Origin of the sequence: Burkholderia sp. MSMB1459WGS (genome assembly GCF_001534535.1) — a bacterium.
GTDB lineage: Bacteria > Pseudomonadota > Gammaproteobacteria > Burkholderiales > Burkholderiaceae > Burkholderia.
In genome coordinates this window covers 29,351-53,682 of sequence record NZ_LPMU01000036.1, presented here as the reverse complement: position 1 = coordinate 53,682, position 24,332 = coordinate 29,351, and the positions used below count along the sequence as shown (strand labels likewise).

The 24,332-nt window shown below is 67.2% G+C and carries 25 protein-coding genes; 10 read left to right on the top strand and 15 right to left on the bottom strand.

Annotated features, from left to right (window positions below; genetic code table 11):
* Positions 1 to 20: 20 nt before the first annotated feature.
* The 12 genes from WT97_RS14240 to mpl form a co-directional block, all read right to left on the bottom strand.
* Positions 21 to 1,016, bottom strand: a complete 996-nt coding sequence (locus tag WT97_RS14240; RefSeq protein WP_059500947.1) for an arabinose ABC transporter substrate-binding protein — start codon at positions 1,014 to 1,016, stop codon at positions 21 to 23.
* Between the two features lie 102 nt (positions 1,017 to 1,118).
* Positions 1,119 to 1,898, bottom strand: coding sequence for an SDR family oxidoreductase (locus WT97_RS14235; RefSeq protein ID WP_060353654.1), 780 nt, complete (start codon positions 1,896 to 1,898; stop codon positions 1,119 to 1,121).
* The gene (locus tag WT97_RS14230) at positions 1,898 to 2,575 is read right to left on the bottom strand and encodes a 2-dehydro-3-deoxy-6-phosphogalactonate aldolase (RefSeq protein WP_059500946.1); all 678 of its coding nucleotides are present in this window, start codon (positions 2,573 to 2,575) and stop codon (positions 1,898 to 1,900) included. Before WT97_RS14230 ends, WT97_RS14235 begins: the two co-directional genes overlap by 1 nt.
* A gap of 29 nt (positions 2,576 to 2,604) precedes the next feature.
* Positions 2,605 to 3,630: a 2-dehydro-3-deoxygalactonokinase gene (locus WT97_RS14225; protein ID WP_059500945.1), complete on the bottom strand. Its 1,026-nt coding sequence runs from the start codon at positions 3,628 to 3,630 to the stop codon at positions 2,605 to 2,607.
* Complete coding sequence (locus tag WT97_RS14220) at positions 3,627 to 4,526, bottom strand: IclR family transcriptional regulator (protein WP_034206368.1); 900 nt, start codon at positions 4,524 to 4,526, stop codon at positions 3,627 to 3,629. The genes WT97_RS14225 and WT97_RS14220 overlap by 4 nt, the downstream gene beginning before the upstream one ends.
* Before the next feature lie 350 nt (positions 4,527 to 4,876).
* Complete coding sequence (locus tag WT97_RS14215) at positions 4,877 to 5,275, bottom strand: EF-hand domain-containing protein (protein ID WP_060353649.1); 399 nt, start codon at positions 5,273 to 5,275, stop codon at positions 4,877 to 4,879.
* A 77-nt stretch (positions 5,276 to 5,352) separates the two neighbouring features.
* Entirely contained in the window at positions 5,353 to 6,963 is a 1,611-nt protein-coding gene (locus WT97_RS14210) for a S10 family peptidase (RefSeq protein WP_060353648.1), read from the bottom strand.
* Between the two features lie 426 nt (positions 6,964 to 7,389).
* Positions 7,390 to 8,127: a monofunctional biosynthetic peptidoglycan transglycosylase gene (mtgA, locus tag WT97_RS14205; RefSeq protein ID WP_060353647.1), complete on the bottom strand. Its 738-nt coding sequence runs from the start codon at positions 8,125 to 8,127 to the stop codon at positions 7,390 to 7,392.
* Between the two features lie 14 nt (positions 8,128 to 8,141).
* Positions 8,142 to 9,008: a shikimate dehydrogenase gene (gene aroE, locus WT97_RS14200; protein ID WP_059500941.1), complete on the bottom strand. Its 867-nt coding sequence runs from the start codon at positions 9,006 to 9,008 to the stop codon at positions 8,142 to 8,144.
* On the bottom strand, positions 9,005 to 11,092 hold the full coding sequence (locus tag WT97_RS14195) for a ribonuclease catalytic domain-containing protein (protein ID WP_060353646.1): 2,088 nt from the start codon (positions 11,090 to 11,092) through the stop codon (positions 9,005 to 9,007). Before WT97_RS14195 ends, aroE begins: the two co-directional genes overlap by 4 nt.
* Positions 11,093 to 11,172: 80 nt before the next feature.
* Complete coding sequence (locus tag WT97_RS14190) at positions 11,173 to 11,742, bottom strand: YqiA/YcfP family alpha/beta fold hydrolase (RefSeq protein WP_060353645.1); 570 nt, start codon at positions 11,740 to 11,742, stop codon at positions 11,173 to 11,175.
* Entirely contained in the window at positions 11,739 to 13,124 is a 1,386-nt protein-coding gene (gene mpl / locus WT97_RS14185) for a UDP-N-acetylmuramate:L-alanyl-gamma-D-glutamyl-meso-diaminopimelate ligase (RefSeq protein WP_060036092.1), read from the bottom strand. The genes WT97_RS14190 and mpl overlap by 4 nt, the downstream gene beginning before the upstream one ends.
* A 246-nt stretch (positions 13,125 to 13,370) precedes the next feature.
* Here mpl and WT97_RS14180 point away from each other — a divergent pair, with 246 nt between their 5' ends.
* The 10 genes from WT97_RS14180 (at position 13,371) to WT97_RS14135 (ending at position 21,632) form a co-directional block, all read left to right on the top strand.
* Positions 13,371 to 14,015: a hypothetical protein gene (locus WT97_RS14180; RefSeq protein WP_059500937.1), complete on the top strand. Its 645-nt coding sequence runs from the start codon at positions 13,371 to 13,373 to the stop codon at positions 14,013 to 14,015.
* Between the two features lie 7 nt (positions 14,016 to 14,022).
* Positions 14,023 to 14,574, top strand: a complete 552-nt coding sequence (locus WT97_RS14175) for a TlpA disulfide reductase family protein (RefSeq protein ID WP_060353644.1) — start codon at positions 14,023 to 14,025, stop codon at positions 14,572 to 14,574.
* A 194-nt stretch (positions 14,575 to 14,768) separates the two neighbouring features.
* Complete coding sequence (aroQ, locus tag WT97_RS14170) at positions 14,769 to 15,221, top strand: type II 3-dehydroquinate dehydratase (protein WP_027783493.1); 453 nt, start codon at positions 14,769 to 14,771, stop codon at positions 15,219 to 15,221.
* Between the two features lie 66 nt (positions 15,222 to 15,287).
* Positions 15,288 to 15,764, top strand: a complete 477-nt coding sequence (accB, locus tag WT97_RS14165) for an acetyl-CoA carboxylase biotin carboxyl carrier protein (RefSeq protein WP_034206358.1) — start codon at positions 15,288 to 15,290, stop codon at positions 15,762 to 15,764.
* Between the two features lie 84 nt (positions 15,765 to 15,848).
* Positions 15,849 to 17,216 carry an acetyl-CoA carboxylase biotin carboxylase subunit gene (gene accC / locus WT97_RS14160; RefSeq protein ID WP_059500935.1) on the top strand — a complete coding sequence of 456 codons (1,368 nt, stop codon included), beginning with the start codon at positions 15,849 to 15,851 and terminating at the stop codon, positions 17,214 to 17,216.
* A 2-nt stretch (positions 17,217 to 17,218) separates the two neighbouring features.
* Positions 17,219 to 18,121 carry a 50S ribosomal protein L11 methyltransferase gene (gene prmA, locus WT97_RS14155; protein WP_060353643.1) on the top strand — a complete coding sequence of 301 codons (903 nt, stop codon included), beginning with the start codon at positions 17,219 to 17,221 and terminating at the stop codon, positions 18,119 to 18,121.
* A 45-nt stretch (positions 18,122 to 18,166) separates the two neighbouring features.
* Positions 18,167 to 19,537, top strand: coding sequence for a DUF3426 domain-containing protein (locus tag WT97_RS14150; protein ID WP_060353642.1), 1,371 nt, complete (start codon positions 18,167 to 18,169; stop codon positions 19,535 to 19,537).
* Between the two features lie 71 nt (positions 19,538 to 19,608).
* Positions 19,609 to 20,112 carry a thiol peroxidase gene (gene tpx / locus WT97_RS14145; RefSeq protein ID WP_059500932.1) on the top strand — a complete coding sequence of 168 codons (504 nt, stop codon included), beginning with the start codon at positions 19,609 to 19,611 and terminating at the stop codon, positions 20,110 to 20,112.
* An 88-nt stretch (positions 20,113 to 20,200) separates the two neighbouring features.
* Positions 20,201 to 21,139: a carbohydrate kinase family protein gene (locus tag WT97_RS14140; protein ID WP_059500931.1), complete on the top strand. Its 939-nt coding sequence runs from the start codon at positions 20,201 to 20,203 to the stop codon at positions 21,137 to 21,139.
* A gap of 19 nt (positions 21,140 to 21,158) precedes the next feature.
* Positions 21,159 to 21,632 (top strand): glycine zipper 2TM domain-containing protein, encoded by a 474-nt coding sequence (locus WT97_RS14135; RefSeq protein ID WP_006476977.1) that lies wholly within the window; start codon positions 21,159 to 21,161, stop codon positions 21,630 to 21,632.
* Positions 21,633 to 21,872: 240 nt separating this feature from the next.
* Here WT97_RS14135 and WT97_RS14130 read toward each other — a convergent pair whose 3' ends face one another.
* The 3 genes from WT97_RS14130 to WT97_RS14125 all read right to left on the bottom strand — a co-directional run bounded on the left by WT97_RS14130 (position 21,873) and on the right by WT97_RS14125 (position 24,154).
* Positions 21,873 to 22,505, bottom strand: a complete 633-nt coding sequence (locus WT97_RS14130) for a histone H1-like repetitive region-containing protein (RefSeq protein ID WP_034206353.1) — start codon at positions 22,503 to 22,505, stop codon at positions 21,873 to 21,875.
* 28 nt (positions 22,506 to 22,533) lie between these two features.
* Positions 22,534 to 22,860, bottom strand: a complete 327-nt coding sequence (locus WT97_RS32780; RefSeq protein ID WP_082741881.1) for a hypothetical protein — start codon at positions 22,858 to 22,860, stop codon at positions 22,534 to 22,536.
* A gap of 82 nt (positions 22,861 to 22,942) precedes the next feature.
* Positions 22,943 to 24,154 (bottom strand): ribonucleotide-diphosphate reductase subunit beta, encoded by a 1,212-nt coding sequence (locus tag WT97_RS14125; protein WP_059500930.1) that lies wholly within the window; start codon positions 24,152 to 24,154, stop codon positions 22,943 to 22,945.
* Between the last annotated feature and the right edge of the window lie 178 nt (positions 24,155 to 24,332).

Here is a 24,332-nt window from a genome sequence, read left to right as displayed (position 1 = left end):
CGCGGCAGCCGGCGGGCCGCTTACTTCGACGCGAGCCCCATCTCCTCGCGCACCTTCGCCACGTTCTCGCGCGTCGCGAGCATGCCCGTCGTCAGCGTCAGCGGCGGCGGCGCCTTGCCCTGCGTGATCCACGCGTACATCAGGTCCGAGGTTTCCTCGCCGTGGCGCTTCGGGCTGATGATCACGGTGCCGTAGAAGCCCGTCGGCTGCGGCTTCTTGAACTCGTTCAACGCCGAATCGGAACCGCCGATGCCGATGCCGATCATGTTGTCGGCCTTGAAGCCGCGCCCTTCGGCCGCGCGCACCGCGCCGAGCACGGCCTCGTCGTTCAGGCCGTACGCGACCCAGTGCTTGAACTGCGGATTCTTCGTGAGCGCGATGTTCGCCGCGTTGAACGCGTTTTCGGTGTCGGTCTTCGCCTGCGGCGCCGCGATCACGTTCGCCTTCGGGAAGCCGGCGGCGACCAGCGCGTCGGTCGCGCCGCTCGTGCGATCGTGCGCGGTCGGCAACTGCTCGTAGGTGATGTCGATCGCGCCGACGTCCTTCATGTCCCAGCCGCGCTTCTTGATCTCGGCCGCGATGCCGTCGCCGACCTGCTTGCCGATGTTGTACGCGGAGATCCCCATGTGCGGCACCGCCTCGATCGGCTTGCCCGCGCCGTCGACGAGGCGGTCGTCGACCGTCATCATCTTCAGGTTGTGCGACTTCGCCTTCGCGACGATGCCCGGCCCGAGCTTCACGTCGGGCGTGCAGATGATGAAGCCCTGCGCCTTCTGCGCGGACAGGTTGTCGATCGCGCTCATCACCTTCTCGCCGGACGGCGCGCCGATCTTCACGAGCGTGAAGCCCTTCTGCTTCGCGGCGATCTCGGCGAATTTCCATTCGTCCTGGAACCACGGCTCTTCAGGCTGCTTCACCAGGAAGCCGATCTTGACCGGGTCGGCCGCGTGCGCGACCGGGCTACCCATCACCACCGCGGCCGCAGCGGCCAGCGTTACGAACGTTCTGCGTTTCATCTCCAGTGTCTCCTTGTTTTCATCGAACAGGATGCAGCCGCTTGTTGGTTTCGACGCAGCATGCGCGCGGCCGTCGCACGTGCGGTCTTTCGAATCGTTGCGTCAGTCGTGATACAGCGCCGCGCGCCCGCCATCGACGGCGATGCACGCGGCATTGATGAACGGCGCCTCGTCGGACGCCAGGAACACGGCCGTCATCGCGACCTCCTCCGGGCGGCCGATCCGCTTCATCGGCTGCAGCGCGAGCGTCTCGGCGCGCGCGGCGGCCGGATCGGGCTGCGCGTCCCACCAGTCGCGCGTCAGCTGCGTCTCGATGTAGCCCGGCGCGATCGCGTTCACGCGCACGTTGCGCGCCGCGTATTCGATGCCGAGCGCCCGCGTGAGCCCCAGCACGCCGTGCTTCGCGACCGGGTACGGAAAGCAGCCCGGGATGATCCTGAATGCATGCGTCGACGCGATGTTCACGATGCTGCCGCGCCCGCGCTCGACCATGCCCTCCAGCGCCGCGCGGCAGCCATGCCACACGCCGTCGAGATCGACCGCGAAGCAGCGCCGCCAGTCGTCGTCGGTCATCGTCAACGGATCGGCGAACACGTTGATGCCCGCGTTGTTCACGAGCACGTCGAGCGGGCCGAACGCCGCTTCGGTCTGCGCGAGCGCGTCGCGCACCGCCTGCTGCCGCGCGACGTCCGCCTGCAGCGGCAGCACGCGCGCGCCCTCGCATTCGTGTGCAATCGCGGCGGCCGTGTGCTGCGCCTGCGGGAAGTCGAGATCGACGAGCGCGACGGCCGCGCCTTCGCGCACGAACGCGCGCGCGATCGCGGCGCCGATGCCGCGGCCCGCGCCCGTCACCATCGCGACCTTGCCCGCGAGGCGGCCCATCATGCGGCTCCGCCGCGCGCGACGCGCAAGCCGGCCTGGAACGCACGCGCATTCGCCGCGGTCGTGTCGGCCGACTGGCCGGGGCGATACAGCGCCGAACCGAGCCCGAAGCCGTTCGCGCCGGCGTCGAGGAACGGCCGCATGTTGTCCGGCGCGATCCCGCCGACCGGAATCAGCGGCACCGCGCGGTCGATCACCGCGCGCCACGCCTTCACGACCGTCACGCCGAGTTGCTCGGCCGGGAACATCTTCAGCACGTCGGCGCCGTTCGTCAGCGCCGCGAACGCTTCGGTCGGCGTCGCGACGCCCGGCGCGCTCGCCAGCCCGCGCTCGCGTGCGCGGCGGATCACGGCTGCGTCGCTGTGCGGCATCACGATCAGCGCGCCGCCCGCGTCCTGCACGCGGTCGACGTACTCGGCGCGCAGCACGGTGCCCGCACCGACGATCGCGTCGTCCGGCAACGCGCGCCGCAGCGCCGCGATGCTGTCGAACGGGTCCGGCGAGTTGAGCGGCACCTCGACGATCCGGAAGCCGGCGTCGTACAGCGCGCGGCCGTGATCGGCCGCTTCGGCGGGCGTGATGCCGCGCATGATCGCGATCAGCGGACACGCGTCGAACGCGCGCATCAATGCGGCGTGGGGCGTGTATGGCGCGGGCAATGTCAGGTCGGACGGCATCGAGGATTCCTCTGCAAGCGGTTCAGTGTTCAGTGGTCGGCGCAGACGGGTTTGCCGTCCGCGCGCACGAGCCCGGCGCGCGACGCGATCCGCCACAGGCCGAGCTCGGTCGCATGCGCGGCGACACGCGCATGCGCATGGCCGAATACCTGGAGCGCATCGACGTAGCGCGAGCACAAGCCGTCGTCGCCGATCAGCAGCAGCGGCTGGTTCGCGAGCGCGATGCCGCGCTCCGCGAGCATTGCATCGAGCGCATTCAGCTCGTGGCCGATCAGCAAGCCGGACAGGTAGTCGCCCTGCGCATCGGGCGCGAGCCGGTCGGTCAGCCCCAGCGTGCGCGTGCTGAAAATCGTCGCGAGCAGCCCCGTGTGTTGCGCGCCGCGTGCGACCGATACGCCGCGCACGAACGCGTCGCGGTCGGGCGACGCGCCCGTTCGCATCGTGCGGCCGAGGATCGTGTGATCGCGCAGCACCGCGAACAGCTCGCCGGTCATGAAGGTCTGGAAGCGCTCGATCAGCCCGTCCTTCACCCATGCCCATTTCGCATGCGTGCCCGGCAAGCCGATCAGGACCCCTGAACGATCGGCGCCAAGCGTCGGGTCGCTCGCGAGCGCGCCGACGATCTGCGTTTCTTCGCCGCGCATCACGTCGGGCAATTCGCCCGTCGCGATCACGCCCGGCACGATCGAGACCGTCGCGCCGCGCGCCGTCGTCACCGTGATGAGGCCCGCGACGAGCGCGTCGGCGCCGGCCGGCACCGCGACGTACGGCGCCTCGCGCCAGCCCTGCGCGCTGCCGACCATGCCGGCGGCGAGCACCGGCAGGCCGGGCGCACGGTCGAGCCAGTCGCCGCACGCTTCCTCGAACACCGCGTCGAACGCACGCGCGCCGCCGCCCGGCACGTGCATCACGCCGGCCGCCCGGCTGCGCGTGTCGATCGGCACGCCGTGCGCGTCGAACAGATACGCGCGCAGCGACGTGGTGCCCCAGTCGAGCGCGATCAGCGACGGAGAGGCGGAGCTGGCATCCGGAACGGGCCGGGTCGAAGTCGTCATCGTTTGATCCTGCGGGTACCCTGCGGCGGGCTCCAGCCCAGCTCCGCGGAAATGGCTCGCGCTTCGCGCTGCACGAGCGGAATCAGTTCGTCCATGCGGTCGTGCGGCATGTACGGAATCGTGCTCGCGACCGACACGGCCGCGACGATCGCGCCCGACGCATCGCGGATCGGCGCGGCCACGCAGCGGATCGACGCCTCGTTTTCCTCGAGATCGAACGTATAGCCGCCGGCCGCGTAATGGGCCATGCGCTGCAGGAACGCGCTCGTCTCGGGCCGGTTGTCGGGCTTGAAGTTGACGCCGGCCAGCGCGCGCCGCGCGGCTTCGAACAGCGAGCGCCACAGGTCCGGATCGAGGTCGAGCATCATCGCCTTGCCGATGCCGGTCGACGCGAGCGGCATCCGGTGGCCGACGCGCGAGCGCATCTCGAGGCCGCGCGTGCCGGGAATCTTGTCGATGTACAACACGTCGTCGCCGTCGCGCACGCCGAGGTGAATCGTGTCGAGCGTCGCTTCCGCGAGCGCTTCCAGATGCGGACGCGCCACCGCGGTGAGCGGCATCTGCTCGAGCGCGATCGTGCCCAGCTCGATCAGCTTCGGGCCGAGCAGGTAGCCGCCTTGCACCTGGCGCAGATAGCGCGCCTGCACGAGGCTGCTGACGAGCCGGTGCGTCGTGCTGCGCGTCGTGCCGAGCGCGGCGCCGATCGCGCGCATGTCGCGCGCGCCGTTGGCGATCGCCTCGAGGATCGCGAGGCCGCGCAGCAGCGTCTGCGTGCCGGCCTGCTGCGCGGCGAGGTCGAGCGGCGTGCTGGTCGCGCCGATGCTGTCGGTCAGCGACGCATTGACCGGCATCGCGCGCCGGGCGTCGAGGGCAAGGGAATCTGGCATCTTGGTCATGGGGCGGGCTTCTTCAACGGAATCGGTGAAGCCGCACGCGCGGCGCCGGAACTGCGTCCGGTGCTGCGGCGTGGCGGCGGTCGATGCACCGAGTAAAGCGCCCGGCGAACTTCATGGAAGGTGTCTCCGTGTGCGACGGGCGCCGCGCGATGCGTGGGTCCGAAGCTGTCGATGTGCTTCGGATTGTAGGAGCGCACGCACTCGTCTCCAATATTTGAATGCGTTGTCCAGATAATGAGATTGGGACGAAATCGGCCGCGGGCTCGACGCGGCGGCCACGCCATGCGCACGGGGGCGGAAAACCCGCCGCGTCGCAGGCTCCGCCCCCGTTTGTCCGACGCGTCCCGCGCTTACTGCTGGCTCGTGTCGCGCGTCTGCATGTAGCGCTGCACGTCGGCAAACGACACGCGACCGTTGCCGCCCGCGTCGATCTGCCGGAAGTGGTTCGCGACATAGCCGAGGCCGGCCGCGCGCGCCTGCGACTCGGTGATCGAACCCGTGTTCTGCGTATCGGCCGCGCTGAACTGCCGCGCGAGCTTGCGCACCACCTGCGCATGCAGCGCGGCGCCGGTCGTTTGCGTGCCGGCGGTCGGATGGCGGGCGGCCGGCGGCACGTAAGGATCGCCGAGCTGCGCCTGGCGCGCACGCGCCGGCGCGGCGGCGTCGCTCGCCTGCGCGAACGCGGAGAGGGATGCTGCGGCGCCGACGCATGCGAGCGCCGCGACAACGACGATGAAACGATTCTTCATGTCAGGCTCCAGTCTGGAATGAGGTCGACGGCCGGCGAGCGGCGCCGCCGGGGGCGCCCGTCGCCGACGTGGCGCAATCAGTGCGCGGCCGCGCTGTAGAAGGTCACGAGATCGGCTTTCTCCTGCGGACGCGACGTATCGTCGAGATAAACCATGTGCCCGCCCTGATAGTCCTTGATCGTCAGGTTCGGTTGCGTCCCGAGCCGCGCGAGGTCGAGCTCGGTCTGGTAGAACGGCGTCGCGATGTCGTGATACCCGTTCAGCGACAGCACCTTCAGCTGCGGATTCAGTGTCAGCGCCGCGGCCAGATCGGGGATCGTGTCGGGCATCGCCAGACCGTCGTGCGTCCAGTCCCACGTGTTGATCGCATTGCTGCTCACCGAGTAGGCCGACTGCGCGGTGTACTTCAGCTCGTTCGGCAGGTAGCTGCCGATCGTGTCGGTGAACGGCTTCGTGATGAACGAACTGGACGGATCGCCGTCGGCCGCGAGCGGGCTCGACACGGGCACGTTCACGCGTGCGTCGTAGCGGCCGATCAGCGTGCCCGGGACCAGCGACAGCTGGAAGCTGTTGTCGAAGAAGGTCGGGACCACGTTGAAGTCCGCATTCCACAGCGCCCGCTTCACGCCGGTCGAATTCGCCATCGTCGTGACGAGATTCGGCGGCGGCGGCGTGTGGCTCGCCAGATACGCGTTCACGGCAGGCGCGTAGCTGCCGGCCGTCAGCAGGCGCATCTGGTCCGCATACTGCGGCAGGTTCGTCGGATTGGGGTTGTCCAGCTGGTAATACGCGCCGACCGTGCCGTACGACGGCACGAAGCCGGCGCAGCTCACCGGGCTCGCGCCGTTGTTCGAGTTGCCGACATAGTCGCTCGCCATGTCGCAGTTCGTGTTGTAGTTCAGGATCGACGATTGCAGCACGATGCCGTCGAGCTTTACGCCGGCCGTCTCGAGCAGGTTCGCGAGCACGTCGGTGCGCGGCGTGCCGTACGATTCGCCGAACAGGTATTTCGGCGAATCGTTGCGCTGGTTCACGCTCAGGTAGCGCGTCACGAAATCGCGGAACGCGCCGGCATCCTGGTCGACGCCCCAGAACGTCTGGTTCGTGTTCGGCGCGATCGCTTCCGAGAAGCCGGTGCCGATCGCATCGACGAACACGAGGTCGGTCGTGTCGAGCAGCGTTTCCTGGTTGTCGACGAACGGGAACGTCGACGTGTTCGCGTTCGGGTCGCCGGTCTGGATCCGGCGCGGGCCGAACGAACCGAGGTGCAGCCACACCGAGGCCGAGCCCGGGCCGCCGTTGTACAGGAACGTGACGGGCCGCTTCGCCGCGGGCTGGTTGTCGGCCGTGTACGCGACATAGAAGAATGACGCTTCGGGCGCGCCCGTCTGCGGATTGTGTGCGACGAGGTGGCCGGCGGTGGCCGTGTAGCGGATCGTCTTGCCGTTCAGCGTGATCTGATGGTGCGTGACGGCGGCTTTTTCGACCGCGGCGGATGCGTCGAGCGACGCGTTCGCGCTCGACGAATAACTGTTGGGATCGTTGTACGCGCGGTCGACCTGACCGGCGGGATCGGCCGAATTGGCGGCGCTTGCAGCAGCGGACGACGTCACGTCGTCGTTGCAGGCCGTCAGAATCAGCGAAGAACACACCACCCCCAACAACAGCTTCGCTTTGCTCGCTGGCATCGTTGCGTTCCTTCTCTCGGATGTTTTTTGTGTCGAGCAGCCGGATAAGCCGCCCCCCGCCTCGATTGCGGCCGATAAGCCGAGGCGCTGGCCAATATACGCGAGCCCGTCAGCTTTGAAAAATTTTGAAATATTTGGCGCGCGGGCGGTGCGGCGCACACCTTTCAGGAATGCTTCGATTCGCGAAACGTTGCATTTCACGTCGCTTTCATCGACTTTCGCGTTGACCCGCGAAGACTCGAAAAGCATGGATTTCATGCGCTGCGGGCCAACAAAATCGCACGGTCGCCGGCATTGCTCAGTCGAGCGAAATAGACGGATTCGTCTAAAGGATGTGGCCCGAAATGACGGCGACACGAATCTGCTGCAGCGCACCAATCGCGCGTCGGCGGCGAAACGGACAATGCAGCGGCGCGGACGCGCCGCTTACTCGGATTGCGGCAGCTCGGCCGCGCCCATCCGGCGCGCGATGATTGCCGCACGCTGCGCCTGGTACGCCGAGCCGCGATGCGCATCGAACCAGCGCGGCTTCGGCAGCATCACCGCGAGACGCGCCGACTGCCACGCGCCGAGCCGGCTCGCGGGAATCCTGTAGTAATAGCGTGCGGCCGCCTCGGCGCCGTACACGCCGCGCCCCCACTCGACCGAATTCAGGTAGATCTCGAAGATGCGCTCCTTGTCGAGCACCGTCTCGAGCATCCACGTGATGATCAGCTCCTGCCCCTTGCGGATGTAGCTCTTCTCGCGCGACAGGAACAGGTTGCGCGCGAGCTGCTGCGTGATCGTCGAGCCGCCCGCGACGATCCTGCCGCGCGCCTTGTTCTTCTCCCACGCCTGCAGGATCGCGTCGACGTCGTAGCCGTTGTTGGTCGCGAAGGTCGAATCTTCGGACGCGATCAGCGCACGCTTCAGGTTGCGCGAGATCTGGTCGTACGGCACCCACTGGTGCCGGATCTGCGCGGGCGGCGTGTCGCGCGACAGCCACCACGCGTCGGTGCGCATGAACGCCGTCGAGCCCGGGTTCACGAACGACCACAGCGCGATCTGCACGAGATAGAACAGTTGCGTCGCGAGCCATGCGCCCGCGAACACCGATCCCGCATAGACGATCCAGCGAGCGAGGCTCGTCGTCCGCGTGCGCTGCGTGCCGCTCACCGCCGCCACGTGCCGCGCTCCGTTCAGCTCGCCGCGAGCGCCTGGCGCAGCGCGGCCAGCACCGGTGCGCCGTCCGGCCGCACGCCGCGCCAGATGAAGAACGATTCGGCCGCCTGCTCGACCAGCATCCCGAGCCCGTCGGCCGTGCGTGCGCCGAGCGACGCCGCGTGCTGCATGAACACGGTCGGCTGCGCGCCGTACATCATGTCGTACGCGAGCGTGCCGGCGCCGAACGCGGCAGCGTCGCATTCCGGCAGCGCGGCGTCGAGGCTGCCGGCCGTCGCATTGATCACCACGTCGTACGGTTCGGCCCGCACGACGCCGGGGCCGCCGCCCGCGAGCAGGCAGCCCGCATCGTGCGCGGCCTGCATGAACTGGCCGACGAGCGCTTCGGCCTTGCTCGCGGTGCGGTTCACGATGTCGATCGACAGCGGCGCGCGGTCGAGCAGCGGCAGCACGACACCGCGCGCGGCGCCGCCCGCGCCGAGCAGCAGAATGCGCGCGCCCGCGAGCGACACGCCGAGATTCGCTTCGATGTCGCGCACGAGGCCGACGCCGTCGGTGTTGTCGCCGTGAAGACGGCCGTCGGCGTCGATACGCAGCGTGTTCACCGCGCCCGCCGCCGCCGCGCGCGGCGACAGCGTGTCGGCGAGCGCATGCGCGTCGAGCTTGAACGGCACCGTCACGTTCGCGCCGCGACCGCCTTCGGCGACGAACGCGCGCACGGCGGCCTCGAAACCGTCGACCGGCGCGAGCCGGTGCGTGTACTCGATCGGCTCGCCGGTCTGCGCGGCGAATTGCGCGTGGATGAACGGCGACTTGCTGTGCGCCACCGGGTTGCCGAACACGACATAGCGGTCGACGCCGCTCGACGACGCCGCTGCGTTCATGATGCGCGCCCCTCGTCGCCGTCGTTGCCGCTCGCGGCTTCGCCGCCCTCCGCCGCCGCATCGTCGCCCGATTCGGCCAGCGCTTCGGCCTCGGCTTGCGCCGACGCGTCTTCCGCGTCGACCAGCGTATCGTCGCCGCCCTCGGCGTCATCCTCTTCGTCGGCCGCGTCGCCGCTCGTCACGGTCGGCGCGTCGAGCACGTTCAGCAGGCGCACCGACGCCTCGATCGTCAGCTCGTCGAGCGACATCACGTCGAGCAGCACGCGCGTGCCGCGCGCATGCACGCCGAGCCCCGGCACGTGCAGCAGCAGCGGAATTTCCTCGAGGCGCACGAGATCGCCCTTCACGACGCTCGCGACGACCTGCTTCTTCTGCTCCTGCGCGAGCCAGCGCAGGCACCAGAAGTACTCCATCCGGCGCTGGTAGTCGGCGTAAGCCGTATACGTATCGTCGAAACCCTGCACGACCGCGTACAGGTCGGCGTCCTTCGGCTTGAACGGCGCCGCGAGCTTCGCGGTGACGCCGTGCTGCACGCACGCGAGCAGTTGCCATTGATTCACGAGGTCGACGTAGCGGCGCAGCGGCGACGTGCTCCACGCGTATTGCGCGACGCCGAGGCCTTCGTGCGGCGCGGCCGTCGTCTGCATCCGCGTGCGCTTCGGGCCCGGCGCGCCGAAGCCGCGCTGCGAACGATAGATGCCCGGCACCGTGTGATCGTGCAAGAACGCGCCCCAGGTCGAGTTCGCGAGAATCGCGAGCTCCGACACGATCAGGTCGAGCGGCGAGCCGCGGCGGCGCGGCGTGATCGTCACGTGCTCGCCTTCGACGTAGAAGTTGTAGTCGGTGTTGCGCTGCACCTCGCGCTTCAGGCCGTAGCCCGCGCGCGCGACCTGGCGCTTCTCGAACAGCGCCTGCGCGAGCGGCCACAGCACGGCGATGTCGTCCTTGTGCGGATAGTCGCCGGTGCCGGCCGCGAGCGTCTCCTCGGTGACGAGCTCGTCGAGCGTGTTGTGGCGCAGGTTGTTCTTCACGAAGACGAGCTCGGCGCGCGTCTCGTTCGCGACGATGTCCTGCGTCTCGCGGTTGACGATGATGTACAGCGACAGCGCCGGGCGGTAATCGCCCTCTTTCAGCGTGAACACGTCGACGACGTCGTCCGGCAGCATCGTGATCTTGTCGCCCGGCATGTAGACGGTCGACAGGCGCGCGCGCGCGATCGCATCGACCGGATCGCCGCGCACGATGCCGAGCGCAGGCGCCGCGATGTGCACGCCGATCCGCACGCGGCCGTCGGACAGGTGCTCGACCGAAAATGCGTCGTCGATTTCGGTGGTCGTGATGTCGTCGATCGAGAACGCCTCGACGTTCGCGCGCGGCAGGTCGTCCGGCAGCGGGCCGACCGTGACGGGCGGAAAGCCCGTGCCGTGCGGGAAGAATTCCGCGAGAAAGCGCGCTTCGTGCAGCGCCCGCGGCGACTCGATGCCGCCGCAGTCGAGCATCAGCCGCGCCGGCGATACGCCGCGCGCGCCGGCCGCTGCTTCCATCGCCTTGTATTCGATCGAATTCTTGTCCGGCCGCGTCAGCAGCCCGAGCACCTTGCCCGCGAACGCTTCCGGCAGCTTGCCGGCCTTCAGTTCCTCTTCATACTGCGCCTGCACGAGCGCCTGCTGGCGCTTGCGCTCGAGCGAGGCGAGCGCCATCTTGAGCTGCTCTTCCGGCGCGCGCTGGTACTGGCCGCGCCCCTTGCGGCGGAAATAGACGGGCGAGCCGTGCAGCCGCAGCACGAGCGCCGCGCGCTCGACCGGGCCGTACGTCGCGCCGAAGTACTCGGCGGCGAGCGCCGTGTATGCGAACTCGTCGGCCGGCGCGCATTCCCACAGGAAGTCCAGGTCGATCTGCTGCGCGGCCGTGTCGGCCTCCTGCATCAGCTCGCCTGCTGCCGGCTTGTCGAATTCGATCAGCACGTCTTTCGCGCGCACCTTCGCGCGCCGCCCGCCGGGCAACTCGACCTGAAATGCGTCGCCCTGGCGCGACAGCACGCTGCCCGCCTTGAAACTGCCCGATTCCTCGAAGAAAACGTTCACTCAGTACTCTCGTTCAGACTGCCGGGCGCCGCGTCGGCGGCGCCGCATGATGATGGGAATTCGATCGGCACACGGCCGGTTTATGACGTCTTTCCGTCGCAAAACGCGAGAACGTCGTCGACATAGTCGGCAAATTCGCTGATTCCGTGATCGCTACCGTCGATCACGCGGGTTTTCGCGCCCGGGTAATGGGCGAGCATCTCGCGATAATCGAGCACTTCGTCGCCGGTCGCCGCGAACAGATAGTAGCGGTCGGCGCGCGTGATCGCCGGCACGCGCAGCGCGTCGAGTTCCTGCAGGTGGCGGCGCTCGACGACGATCGTGCCACCGCCGTGCCACAGCGGCTGTTCGCCGAGATACTGTTCGAGGTCGCGCTGCGGGACGATGGCCGGATTCAGCAGCACCGCCTTCCACCCGTGTTTTTCCGCGAGCCACGTCGCGTAATAGCCGCCGAGCGAGCTGCCGATGACAGTGACGTCGGCCGCCCCCGCGACCTCGGCCTCGGCGACCGCGATCGCCTCGAGCGGCGACACCGACAGCGACGGGCACCGCCATTCGCCGGCGCGGCCGAGTTCGGTCATGCGCGCGGCAAGCAGCCGCGATTTCTGCGATTCCGGCGACGACCGGAAGCCGTGCAGATACAGGATCACGTGCGGCTCCCGAGCGCGTCGAGCAACTTCTGATGCACGCCGCCGAAGCCGCCGTTGCTCATCACGAGCACGTGGTCGCCCGGACGTGCGGCCTCGACCACCGCCTTCACCAGCAGATGCAGATCGTCGAATGCGCGCGCGCGCTCGCCGAGCGGCGCGAGCGCCTCGGCGAGATTCCAGCCGAGCGCGTCGCGCCCGGTCGGCGCGCCGTAGCCGAACACGAGATCGGCATCGGCGAGGCTCGCCGGCAATTGCGACTTCATCACGCCGAGCTTCATCGTGTTCGAGCGCGGCTCGAGCACCGCGAGGATGCGCGCGTTTTGGCGACCGATCCGCGCACGAAGCCCGGCGATCGTGGTGTCGATCGCGGTCGGGTGATGCGCGAAGTCGTCGTAGACGGTCACGCCGTCGACGCTGCCGCGCACTTCCATGCGCCGCTTCACGTTGCGGAACGATGCGAGCGACGCAGCCGCCTGCGCGGGCGGCACGCCGACGTGGCGCGCGGCGGCGATCGCCGCGAGCGCGTTCATCCGGTTGTGCTCGCCCTGCACCTGCCACGCGACTTCGCCGACGCGCTCGGCGCGGGAATACACCGCGAAGCGTTCGTCGACCGGCACGCCGTCCTCCGCCGGCAGCGCCTGCCAGCCGCCGTCGACGCCGAAGCGCTCGACCTCGCTCCAGCAGCCGCGCGCCAGCACGCGCTCAAGCGCATCCGACCGACCGTTGACGACGATCCGCCCGACGCCGGGCACGGTACGCACGAGATGATGGAATTGCGTCTCGATCGCGGCGAGATCGGGGAAGATGTCGGCGTGATCGAATTCGAGGTTGTTCAGCACCGCGGTGCGCGGCCGGTAGTGCACGAATTTCGAGCGCTTGTCGAAGAAGGCCGTGTCGTACTCGTCGGCCTCAATCACGAAGAAGCTCGAATCGGTGAGCCGCGCGGACACACCGAAGTTCAGCGGCACGCCGCCGATCAGGAAGCCCGGGTTCAGCCCCGCGTCTTCCAGCAGCCACGCGAGCATCGACGACGTGGTCGTCTTGCCGTGCGTGCCCGCGACCGCCAGCACCCATTTGCCGGCGAGCACGTGCTCGCCGAGCCACTGCGGGCCCGACACGTAAGGCAGGCCGCGATCGAGGATCGCCTCCATCAGCGGATTGCCGCGCGTGACGACGTTGCCGATCACGAACAGGTCCGGTTTCAGGTCGATCTGCTCGGCGCCGTAGCCCTCGGTCAGCGCGATGCCCTGCGCCTCGAGCTGCGTGCTCATCGGCGGATAGACGCCCGCGTCGCAACCCGTCACCGTGTGGCCCGCCTCGCGTGCGAGTACGGCGAGACCGCCCATGAAGGTGCCGCAGATGCCAAGAATGTGGATGTGCATAGATGAATGCTTTCGCGCCGCCGGGCGCCGTCGATTCGGAAAGGATGCGTGTGCGGCGCGCCGGCGAGGCCGTGCGGCCGGCGCCCGGCCAACGACCTGGCCGCGACACAAAGAGCAGTATTGTAACTGACGGCTTGCGATGCCCGGCGGCCCGAACGATGCACGCGAACGGTGCCGGCGCCCTCGGGCGGCGGGCCGCCGCACCCGTGCTCGGGCGCCGCGACGATCGAGTATGATTGCCGGATCATGTCTCGCAAACCTCTTGTCGACCCGCGGCGCGTCCGCGAGGAAATCGCCCAGTCAGCCGCCCGCCTGATCGCGGAGGATGGCCAGGACTACGCCGGCGCGAAGCGCAAGGCCGCGCGCCAGTTGCTGGGCGATTCGCGCGTTGCAGGCGAATGGCTGCCGGATAACGACCAGATCGAGGAAGAACTGCGCGAGTACCTCGCGCTGTTCCAGAGCGACACGCAGCCGGACGAACTGCGCCGCCTGCGCGAGATCGCGCTCGACTGGATGCGCCGGCTCGCCGAGTTCCATCCTTATGTGACGGGCGCCGTGCTGAACGGCACCGCGAACGCGCATTCGGATATCCATTTGCAGGCATTCACCGACAACCCGAAGGACGTCGCGATCTACCTGCTGAACCAGAACGTCCAGTACGACGTGTCGGAGACGCGGCATTTCGCGGGCCGCGGCGACGTCGAGACGCTCAGTTTCCTGTGGCGCCCGCGACGCGACATGGACGCGATCGGCATCCATCTCGCGCTCTATGCGAGCGACGATCTGCGCGGCGCGGTGAAGGCCGACGCGCGCGGGCGCGTCGCCCGCGCGGATGCCGCCGCGCTGCGCGCGCTCGTCGACGCGAGCCAGGCCCCTTCCGAACCGGAATGATTCAACGATGATGATGAAACGCATGTTGGCGCTCGCGGTGGTCGCGGCCGCCGCCGTCGCCGGCGGGATTGCCGCCGGCCACTGGTTCCGCGGCACGGCCGACGACGGCGTCGCCGTCGCGGCGCCGGCCGCCCACGGCAATCCGGTCGACCAGCTGTGGGCGTCGTCGCTCACCGGCATCGACGGCAAGCCGGCCACGCTGGCCGCGTTCAAGGGCCAGAAAGTCGTCGTCAATTTCTGGGCGTCGTGGTGCGGCCCGTGCGTCGAGGAGATGCCCGAGCTCGTGGCGCTGTCGCATCAGTACAAACAGAAAGGCATCCGTTTCGTCGGGATCGGCGTCGATTCCGAGCAGAACGTGAAGAACTTCCTGCAGAAGGTGAAGGTCGACTATCCAGTCTTCGTCAGCGGCTATGCGGGCGCCGATCTGGCCCGAAATTTTGGAAATACCGCCGGTGCGCTGCCGTTTACCGTCGTCATCGACGAAACCGGCAAGGTGCGCGAGACAAAATTGGGACAAATCCAGCCGGTCGAGCTGAAAAAGACGCTCGACGCGCTGTAATCGGCGCGAATGGCGACCTGCGCGTTGACGGCGATTTGCAGGTGGATCGCCGCAATTTCGCGTGAATTCGCCGATACTGCGCATCGACACCGGTAATTCTTGCAGGGCCCGCGCGCCCGGCCGTTCGGCAAAACTAGACAAATTTCTCTAAATAGCGCTAAAGTTCGCGCAATTCCGCAGAAATAGAAGCGACCATGACACGATTGCTGGTGCTGCACGGCCCCAACCTGAACCTTCTCGGCACCCGGGAACCGGAGGTGTATGGCCGCGTCACGCTCGCGCAGATCGATCAGGCGCTTGCCGCGCGCGCCCGGGAAGCCGGCGCCGAACTGTCGTCGTTCCAGAGCAACCATGAAGGCGCGCTGGTCGACCGCATCCAGGCCGCGCGGGAGGAACAGACCGATTTCATCCTGATCAATCCGGCCGCGTATACGCATACGAGCGTTGCGATCCGGGACGCGATCGCCGGCGTCGGCATCCCGTTCGTCGAGGTTCACTTGTCGAACGTGCATCGCCGCGAAGCGTTCAGGCACCACTCCTACTTTTCCGACCAGGCCGAAGGCGTGATCTGCGGGCTCGGCTGGAAAGGTTATCTGTACGCGCTCGAGTACGCGCTGGACAAGCTGCAAGGCGCGTCGCGCGGCTGATTTCGCGATCTAGATTCAGCGCCGGCCCCTAACCGGCGCTTTCACGTATTGAAAGGGGAATTCCCGATGGATCTTCGTAAGCTGAAAACTCTGATCGACCTCGTTTCCGAATCCGGCATCTCCGAGCTGGAAGTGACGGAAGGCGAAGGCAAGGTGCGCATCGTCAAGAACGCGCCGCCGGTCTACGTGCAGCCGACGGCTGGGTATGCCCCGCAAGTCAGCGCGCCGGCGCCGTCGGCCGCGCTGCCGACCGATGGTGCAGCGGCGGCGCCGGCAGCCGGCGCCCCGGCCGCACCGGCCGCCCCGCAGGGCCACGTCGTGACGTCGCCGATGGTCGGCACGTTCTATCGCGCGCCGTCGCCGGGCGCCGACCCGTTCGTGCAGGCCGGCGACACGGTCAAGGAAGGCCAGACGATCTGCATCATCGAAGCGATGAAGCTGCTCAACGAGATCGAGTCGGACAAGGCCGGCGTGATCAAGGAAATCCTCGTCGAGAACGGCCAGGCCGTCGAATACGGCCAGCCGCTTTTCGTGATCGGCTAAGCCCGCCGCGCGGCCCTGCCGCCGCGCGCCGCCGATGCTCGCCAGGCGCCGCTCGCGCGCCCCTCGAAGAGACGAATACTCGCTATGTTTGAAAAAATCCTCATTGCCAACCGCGGTGAAATCGCGCTGCGCATCCAGCGCGCGTGCCGCGAACTGGGCGTCAAGACGGTGGTCGTCTACTCGGAAGCCGACAAGGAAGCCAAGTACGTGCGCCTCGCGGACGAAGCCGTCTGTATCGGCCCGGCCCCGTCGAACCTGAGCTACCTGAACATGCCGGCGCTGATCAGCGCCGCGGAAGTGACCGATGCCGAGGCGATCCACCCCGGCTACGGCTTCCTGTCGGAGAACGCCGATTTCGCGGAGCGCGTCGAGCAGTCGGGCTTCACGTTCATCGGCCCGCGCCCGGAAACGATCCGCATGATGGGCGACAAGGTCACCGCGAAGCAGACGATGATCAAGACCGGCGTGCCATGCGTGCCGGGCTCGGAAGGCGCGTTGCCGGAAGATCCGAAGGAGATCGTCAAGATTGCGCGCGCGATCGGCTATCCGGTCATCATCAAGGCGGCGGGCGGCGGCGGCGGGCGCGGGATGCGCGTCGTGCACACCGAGGCCGCGCTCGTCAACGCGGTCAACATGACCCGCGAGGAAGCCGGCCGTGCGTTCGGCAACCCGCAGGTGTACATGGAGAAGTTCCTCGAGAACCCGCGCCACATCGAGATCCAGGTGCTGTCGGACGCGCACAAGAACGCGATCTGGCTCGGCGAGCGCGACTGCTCGATGCAGCGCCGCCACCAGAAGGTGATCGAGGAAGCGCCGGCGCCCGGCATTCCGCGCCGCCTGATCGACCGCATCGGCGACCGCTGCGCGGACGCGTGCAAGAAGATGGGCTACCTCGGCGCGGGCACTTTCGAATTCCTGTACGAAAACGGCGAGTTCTACTTCATCGAGATGAACACGCGCGTGCAGGTCGAGCACCCGGTATCGGAACTCATCACCGGCGTCGACATCGTGCAGGAACAGATCCGCATCGCAGCCGGCGAGAAGCTCGCGCTGCGCCAGCGCGACATCCAGTTCCGCGGGCATGCGATTGAATGCCGGATCAACGCCGAAGATCCGTTCAAGTTCACGCCGTCGCCGGGCCGGATCACGTCGTGGCATACGCCGGGCGGCCCCGGCGTGCGCGTCGACTCGCACGCCTACAATGGCTATTTCGTGCCGCCGAACTACGATTCGATGATCGGCAAGCTGATCACCTACGGCGCGACGCGCGAGCAGGCGATCCGCCGGATGCGCATCGCGCTGTCGGAAATGGTCGTCGAAGGCATCCAGACCAACATCCCGCTGCATCGCGAGCTGATGATCGACTCGAAGTTCGTCGAAGGCGGCACCAGCATCCATTACCTCGAAAACCGGCTCGCACAGAAGCAGCAGGTCGCACCGGAAGAAGCGTAAGCATGAGTTATCGCGAACTCGTCGTCGAACTGGCCCGCGAGCATGCGGAGGCCCTGTCCGACGCACTGCTCGAGCTCGGCGCGCTGTCGGTGTCCGTCGAAGATGCCGACGCCGACACGCCCGACGAACAGCCGCTCTTCGGCGAGCCGGGCCTCGTGCCCGATCGCACCGCGTGGCAGCACTCGCGCGTGGTCGCGCTGCTGTCGGCCGACCATGAACCGGCCGTGCTGCTCGTGGCGGCCGCGAACGAAATCGGCATCGCCGAGACACCGGCGTTCGTCGTGCGCGACGTCGAGGAGCAGGACTGGGTGCGGCTCACGCAATCGCAGTTCGAGCCGATCCCGATCGGCGAGCGGATCTGGGTCGTGCCGTCGTGGCACGATGCGCCCGATCCCGATGCGCTCGTCCTCGAACTCGACCCCGGCCTCGCGTTCGGCACCGGCAGCCACCCCACCACGCGCCTTTGCATGGAGTGGCTCGAACAGTCGGTGAAGCCCGGCCAGTCGGTGCTCGACTACGGCTGCGGCTCGGGCATCCTCGCGATCCTCGCGAAGAAATGCGGGGCGAACCCCGTGATCGGCATCGACATCGATCCGCAGGCGGTCGAATCGGCGCGCCAGAACAGCGAACGCAACCGGGCGGAAGTCACGTACGGGCTGCCCGATGCATGCCCGGACGGCGAATTCGACATCGTCGTCGCGAACATCCTGTCGAATCCGCTGAAGCTGATGGCATCGATGCTCGCGTCGAAGGTCAAGCCGGGCGGCCGCATCGCGCTGTCGGGCGTGCTCGCGCGCCAGGCGGACGAGGTTGCGGCCGTTTATGCGCGCTACGTCGACATCTCGGTCTGGCGCGAACACGAAGGTTGGGTATGCCTCGCCGGAACCCGCCGCGAAAGCCATTAGAATAGCGCTGTCCTTCACTCTGGCCAGCAGGCCGCCCGGCTCGACATGCTCCTTGCGACGCGCTGCCCTCATTGCGAAACCGTCTTCCGGCTGCAGCAGGAACAGCTCTCGCTGCATCAGGGGCTCGTGCGCTGCGGGCATTGTCACGAAGTCTTCAACGCTTCCGAATCGCTCGTTCCCGAGTACGCGCAGCAGCCCGAACCGGCCTTGACGGAACCGGCTGCCGCGCCGCATGACAGCGACGCACGCCAGCAGGCCGCCCCGGTTCGACTGTTCACCGCCGATGCGCCGGCCGGATTGCCGACCGGCACCGATTACAAGTCGGAAGGCTGGGACATGTGGGCGCCGTGGCTCGACGCCGGCGTCGATCCATCGCTGCAGCACAGCGCCGAAACCGTGCGCACCGAGCCGCTGATACCGCTCGCGCTCCCGTCCACGGAAGCCGGCGTCGTCCACCTGTCGGGTACGCCCGCGCCGTTCGCAACCTCTCCGGCCGAGCTCGATTCATCGGCTGCCGTCGAGCCACAGGCCGAACCGCATTCGCCGCAAACGCGGCACGAACCGCACGAAACCGAAGCAGCCGGGCCCTCGCTCGTCGAGCGCGATCCGCGCGAGCCCCGCTTCGTCGCCCACCGTCCGTCGGAAACGGAAATCGCCGCCGAACCGGCCGAACCCGTCGGCCACGCGCACTTCGCCGTGCCGGACGACGAACGCGCGCCGCGCGAACCGCGCTTTGCGTTCACGCCCGCACCGGCCGTCGCCGAAGCCGAAGCCGCATCGGAATCCGACACCCTCGCCCGACACGACAAGGCCCCGGCCGCAGCGGCAACCGATGAACCGGCCGTCCAACCGGCCGTCCCGTTCCCCGCCGCACCGACCGACGACGATCGTCCGCACTTCGCCGTCACGCGCGAGACGCGCGCGCCGCAGCGACGCGGAATGCTCGGCGGCTTTTTCGGCGGCCTCGTCGCGGCCGCGCTGGTCGGCCTGCTCGTCGTGCAACTGGCCTGGTGGCAGCGCGAAGCGCTGATGATCTACTGGCCTGTCACGCAGAGCTGGTTCCGGCAGGCCTGTGCGCCGCTCGGCTGCACGGTCGCGCCGCCGCGCGCAATCGACGGGCTGCGGCTCGACGCGACCGACCTGCGCCAGCTCGACGGCCCGCGCAAGCTCGAACTGAAGGTGCCGCTGACGAACCGCTACCGCGTCGCGCTCGCGTACCCGTCGCTCGAACTCACGCTGCTCGACGACACCAATCACGTCACCGTGCGCCGCGTGCTCGCGCCGCGCGACTACGTGCGCCCGGGCACGCCGATCGACGCCGGGCTGCCGCCCGGCACGACGCAGACGATGGTCGTCCGCCTCGACACGAACGGCACGCCCGCCTCGAATTTCCGCGTCCAGATCTTCTATCCGTGACGCGCCGCGGCGCGCTTGCGCGCCCGTCTCAACCCGCGCGCCCGAGCGGCGCGCTATTTCGGAGCACGAACATGAGCAAAGTTACGCTGGGTGGCAACCCGATCGATCTCGCCGGCACGTTCCCGGCCGTCGGTGCGCAAGCCGCCGATTTCAAGCTGGTCGGCAAGGACCTCGCCGACCTGTCGCTCGCCAGCTTCGCGGGCAAGCGCAAGGTGCTGAACATCGTACCGAGCCTCGACACGCCGACCTGCGCGACGTCGACCCGCAAGTTCAATGAAGCCGCGTCGTCGCTCGACAACACGGTGGTGGTGGTCGTGTCCGCCGACCTGCCGTTCGCCGCCACGCGCTTCTGCACGACCGAAGGCCTCGAGAACGTCGTGACGGCATCGACGTTCCGCACCGGCCGCGCGTTCGCGAACGCATACGGCGTCGACGTGACGAGCGGCCCGCTGAACGGCCTGACCGCACGCGCGGTGGTCGTGCTCGACGCGCAGGACAAGGTGATCCATGCGGAACTCGTCAGCGAAATCAAGGACGAGCCGAACTACGATGCAGCGCTCGCCGCACTGAAGTAAGCTTTCTTCCGCTTTCCCCCTGCCGCGCCGCGCCCTTTCCGCGCGGCGTTGTCGCGCAGGGCCCCTCATTTCTACAGGAACGCACACCTTGGCTACGCTGATTTGCGGCTCGATCGCCTACGACTCCATCATGACCTTCGAAGGGCGGTTCCGCGAGCACATCCTGCCCGACCAGGTGCACCTCATCAACCTGAGCTTCCTCGTGCCGACGATGCGCCGCGAATTCGGCGGCTGCGCGGGCAACATCGGGTACGCACTGCACCTGCTCGGCGGCGACGCGCGCATCATGGGCACGATGGGCGCGCTGGATGCGCAGCCGTATCTCGACCGGTTCGACGATCTCGGCCTGCGTCGCGACCACGTTCGCGTGCTGCCCGATACGTACACCGCGCAGGCGATGATCACGACCGATCTCGACAACAACCAGATCGCGGCGTTCCACCCCGGCGCGATGATGCAATCGCACCTGAACCACGCGGGCGACGCGCCGGACATCAAGCTCGCGATCGTCGGCCCGGACGGCTTCGACGGGATGGTGCAGCACGTGGAAGAGCTGGCCCAGGCCGGTGTGCCGTTCGTGTTCGATCCGGGCCAGGGCCTGCCGCTGTTCGACGGTGCGACGCTGCGCCGCAGCATTGAACTTGCGACCTATGTTGCGGTCAACGACTACGAGGCCAAGCTGGTGAGCGACAAGACGGGATGGTCCGAAGATGAAATCGCCAGCCGGGTCGACGCCCTCGTCATCACGCGTGGCGAGCACGGCGCGACCATCCGCCACAAGCAGGGTGCGGAACAGATTCCGGTCGTGCCGGCAGAGCGCATCGCCGATCCGACCGGCTGCGGCGACGCCTTCCGGGGTGGCCTGCTGTACGGCATCGAGCAAGGCTTCGACTGGGCAACCACCGGCCGCCTTGCGAGCCTGATGGGCTCGCTCAAGATCGCCCATCAAGGGCCCCAGACTTACGTACTGACGCGCGCCGAAATCGACGCACGCTTCGAGACTGCATTCGGTTACAGTCTCAAATGAATATTGTGGGAGAGCAAAGATGTTGACGAAAAAAACCCTCACGCTTGCGGCCATGCTGACGGCCACGCTGACCCTCGCCGGCTGCTTCACGGCGCCCGGTTCGGCGGATGTCTATAGCGTCGGCCAGGCGCAGCGCGAACAGACGGTCCGCATGGGCACGGTCGAAAGCGTCCGTGCGGTGCGCATTCAGTCCGACGGTGGCGGCAGCGCGATCGGCACGCTCGGCGGCGGCGCGCTCGGCGCGGTCGCGGGCAGCGCGATCGGCGGCGGCAAAGGCTCGATCCTGACGGCGATCGCCGGCGGCCTCGTCGGTGCGGTCGCGGGTAACGCGGTCGGCGAAAACCTCAGCACGGCGAACGGTGTCGAAATCACCGTGCGCCTCGACAACGGCGATCTGCGCTCGATCACGCAGGCGGCAAGCGGCGAAGCGTTCCGCGCCGGCGAGCGCGTGCGCCTGCTGTCGAGCGGCGGCGTCACGCGCGTCACGCACTGACGGGTATCCTCAGCACGCGGCGCAAGCCGCAGTCGAACGCATGTGCGAAGCCGCACATGCGTTTTTTTTCGTCCGCCCGTTCTCGTCCGCGCTCGCGTCGGACAGCCCACCGGCGCCCCATCGGCGACCAGACGGACGAAAAAAATCCCGCCACCTGAGCCAGATGGCGGGATTGATTGAGTAGCGCTACTCAACCCACGGACACCACGTGAGTGTCCGGGTGATGCTGCTCAGCCGCGATTACGGACGGCTGCCGGTCGGGAACGGCCATGCCGCTGCCGGGTTGAGCGCGGTCTTCACGCCCGATGCCGGCGCAACCGATGCGGTCGACGCGGTCGTTGCCGGCGCAGCCTTCTTCACGACGGCCTTCTTCGGTGCAGCAGCCTTCTTTGCCGGTGCGGCGGCCTTCTTCGCAGGGGCAGCCTTCTTGGCGGGCGCGGCCTTCTTCGCGGCAGCCTTCTTCGCCGGCGCGGCCTTCTTCGCGGCAGCCTTCTTCGCCGGCGCGGCCTTCTTCGCAGCAGCCTTCTTCGCCGGTGCGGCCTTCTTCGCAGCAACCTTCTTCACCGCGACTTTCTTCGCTGCAACCTTCTTCGCAGCGGCCTTCTTGGCCGGTGCTGCCTTCTTCGCAGCAACCTTCTTCACCGCGACTTTCTTCGCTGCAACCTTCTTCGTTGCGACCTTCTTGGCTGCGACCTTCTTTGCAGCGGCCTTCTTCGCCGGTGCTGCCTTCTTCGCGGCAACCTTCTTCACCGCGACCTTCTTCGCAGCAACCTTCTTCACTGCGGCCTTCTTCGCCGGAGCAGCGGCCTTCTTCGCAACGGTCTTCTTGGCAGCAACTTTCTTAGCAGCCGGTTTCTTCTTGGCAGTAGCCATGTTGTTCTCCTTCAGGTTCAGATGAGAGTCAGTTCAAACTACACCCTTCGTCAAAACCCGCTTCCCGCGGACGCTGTTCAGGACGTGCGCTTCGAAGCGGGCTATTCATCGGCGTACGCAGATACCGCGCGCTTACGCTAATGAATACGGTATGGCGCGCGTGACCCCATGGCCTCGCGCGCCAAATCAAGTCGGTAGCCGGCGCACCTCGCGCCGCTACCCCTAATCGCTTGATCAAGCGGACCGCCACACGGCCGCCCGCTTTTTCCGGAGGGAAGTTTGCCCATCCCACTGAAGGGTTCGCAAAGTGCCTGTCGTATCGTTGGGCCGTTAAGGCACCGGGCATGCTTTGCATCAGGCGTTCTTGCTCCTAAACCTTGGGCCGGGGCCGAGAGGCCACCGGCTGCTCCATCATGTAACGGGTTCGCTGCTGCGGGTCATTCCCAGGACAGCGCGCCCCCCGTCTGATACTCGATCACACGCGTCTCGAAGAAGTTGCGTTCCTTCTTCAGGTCGATCATCTCGCTCATCCACGGGAACGGGTTCTCCTCGTTCGGGAACAGCGGGTCGAGGCCGATCTGCTGGCAACGGCGGTTGCTGATGAAACGCAGATAGCTCTTGAACATCGACGCGTTCAAACCCAGCACGCCGCGGGGCATCGTGTCTTCGGCGTAGCGGTATTCGAGTTCGACAGCCTGCTTGAACAGCTCGCGGATCTCGGCGCGGAATTCCGCGGTCCAGAGATGCGGGTTTTCGAGCTTGATCTGGTTGATCAGGTCGATGCCGAAGTTGCAGTGCATCGACTCGTCGCGCAGGATGTACTGATATTGCTCTGCAGCACCCGTCATCTTGTTCTGGCGGCCGAGTGCGAGGATCTGCGTAAACCCGACATAGAAGAACAGGCCTTCCATGATGCAGGCGAACACGATCAGCGACTTCAGCAGCTTCTGATCCGCTTCGAGCGTGCCGGTCTTGAAGGCCGGGTCCGTCAGCGTATGAATGAACGGGATCAGGAATTCGTCCTTCGCGCGGATCGACGGTACCTCGTGGTACGCGTTGAAGATCTCGCCTTCGTCGAGACCGAGCGATTCGACGATGTATTGGTACGCGTGCGTGTGGATCGCTTCCTCGAACGCCTGGCGCAGCAGGAACTGCCGGCACTCGGGCGCCGTGATGTGGCGATACGTGCCGAGCACGATGTTGTTCGCCGCGAGCGAATCGGCCGTCACGAAGAAGCCGAGGTTGCGCTTCACGATGCGGCGCTCGTCCTCGGTCAGACCGTTCGGGTCCTTCCACAGTGCGATGTCGCGGGACATGTTGATTTCCTGCGGCATCCAGTGGTTCGCGCAACCGGCCAGATACTTTTCCCACGCCCACTTGTACTTGAACGGCACCAGCTGATTGACGTCAGTCTGGCCGTTGATGATGCGCTTGTCGGCAACATTGACCCGCGCTTCCGAACCGCCGGCGGGAACAGCCGATGCTTGCGGCGGCACCGCAAGATCGCCTTCGAAAATGTCGCGGACCTGATGGGCGGCAGGCGTTGCAGCCTGCATTCCGACAGCCATCCCGGCGGAGGTGCGCATCGCGTTTTGCTGCGCTCCGCTCGCGGGGGTTACGGCAGTCTTCTCGTCATCCCAGTTGAGCATAAATTCTCACCATCAATTTAGAACGGTTTGTACCATCTTTTCCTGAGCGATAAAAGGGTTCGCTCACGAAAAATCCTTTTTTCGATTCGCGTTGCGACCTCGATACAACACTTTGAGCAACGCATCGTCGTTCATGCAGTGCGCGATGTGCGTCGCGCTTGTATCGCGAGGTGCGCTC

What these genes read in the sequence shown, in the direction of transcription:
- WT97_RS14240 (WP_059500947.1), bottom strand. Translation starts at nt 1,016, where the DNA reads ATGAAACGCAGAACGTTCGTAACGCTGGCCGCTGCGGCCGCGGTGGTG.
- WT97_RS14235 (WP_060353654.1), bottom strand. Translation starts at nt 1,898, where the DNA reads ATGGGCCGCCTCGCGGGCAAGGTCGCGATGGTGACGGGCGCGGGCCGC.
- aroQ (WP_027783493.1), top strand. Translation starts at nt 14,769, where the DNA reads ATGACACGATTGCTGGTGCTGCACGGCCCCAACCTGAACCTTCTCGGC.
- prmA (WP_060353643.1), top strand. Translation starts at nt 17,219, where the DNA reads ATGAGTTATCGCGAACTCGTCGTCGAACTGGCCCGCGAGCATGCGGAG.
- WT97_RS14215 (WP_060353649.1), bottom strand. Translation starts at nt 5,275, where the DNA reads ATGAAGAATCGTTTCATCGTCGTTGTCGCGGCGCTCGCATGCGTCGGC.
- WT97_RS14230 (WP_059500946.1), bottom strand. Translation starts at nt 2,575, where the DNA reads ATGCCGTCCGACCTGACATTGCCCGCGCCATACACGCCCCACGCCGCA.
- WT97_RS14175 (WP_060353644.1), top strand. Translation starts at nt 14,023, where the DNA reads ATGATGATGAAACGCATGTTGGCGCTCGCGGTGGTCGCGGCCGCCGCC.
- WT97_RS14210 (WP_060353648.1), bottom strand. Translation starts at nt 6,963, where the DNA reads ATGCCAGCGAGCAAAGCGAAGCTGTTGTTGGGGGTGGTGTGTTCTTCG.
- tpx (WP_059500932.1), top strand. Translation starts at nt 19,609, where the DNA reads ATGAGCAAAGTTACGCTGGGTGGCAACCCGATCGATCTCGCCGGCACG.
- WT97_RS14180 (WP_059500937.1), top strand. Translation starts at nt 13,371, where the DNA reads ATGTCTCGCAAACCTCTTGTCGACCCGCGGCGCGTCCGCGAGGAAATC.
- WT97_RS14130 (WP_034206353.1), bottom strand. Translation starts at nt 22,505, where the DNA reads ATGGCTACTGCCAAGAAGAAACCGGCTGCTAAGAAAGTTGCTGCCAAG.
- WT97_RS32780 (WP_082741881.1), bottom strand. Translation starts at nt 22,860, where the DNA reads ATGCAAAGCATGCCCGGTGCCTTAACGGCCCAACGATACGACAGGCAC.
- WT97_RS14135 (WP_006476977.1), top strand. Translation starts at nt 21,159, where the DNA reads ATGTTGACGAAAAAAACCCTCACGCTTGCGGCCATGCTGACGGCCACG.
- WT97_RS14220 (WP_034206368.1), bottom strand. Translation starts at nt 4,526, where the DNA reads ATGACCAAGATGCCAGATTCCCTTGCCCTCGACGCCCGGCGCGCGATG.
- accB (WP_034206358.1), top strand. Translation starts at nt 15,288, where the DNA reads ATGGATCTTCGTAAGCTGAAAACTCTGATCGACCTCGTTTCCGAATCC.
- WT97_RS14125 (WP_059500930.1), bottom strand. Translation starts at nt 24,154, where the DNA reads ATGCTCAACTGGGATGACGAGAAGACTGCCGTAACCCCCGCGAGCGGA.
- WT97_RS14225 (WP_059500945.1), bottom strand. Translation starts at nt 3,630, where the DNA reads ATGACGACTTCGACCCGGCCCGTTCCGGATGCCAGCTCCGCCTCTCCG.
- aroE (WP_059500941.1), bottom strand. Translation starts at nt 9,008, where the DNA reads ATGAACGCAGCGGCGTCGTCGAGCGGCGTCGACCGCTATGTCGTGTTC.
- accC (WP_059500935.1), top strand. Translation starts at nt 15,849, where the DNA reads ATGTTTGAAAAAATCCTCATTGCCAACCGCGGTGAAATCGCGCTGCGC.
- WT97_RS14150 (WP_060353642.1), top strand. Translation starts at nt 18,167, where the DNA reads ATGCTCCTTGCGACGCGCTGCCCTCATTGCGAAACCGTCTTCCGGCTG.
- mpl (WP_060036092.1), bottom strand. Translation starts at nt 13,124, where the DNA reads ATGCACATCCACATTCTTGGCATCTGCGGCACCTTCATGGGCGGTCTC.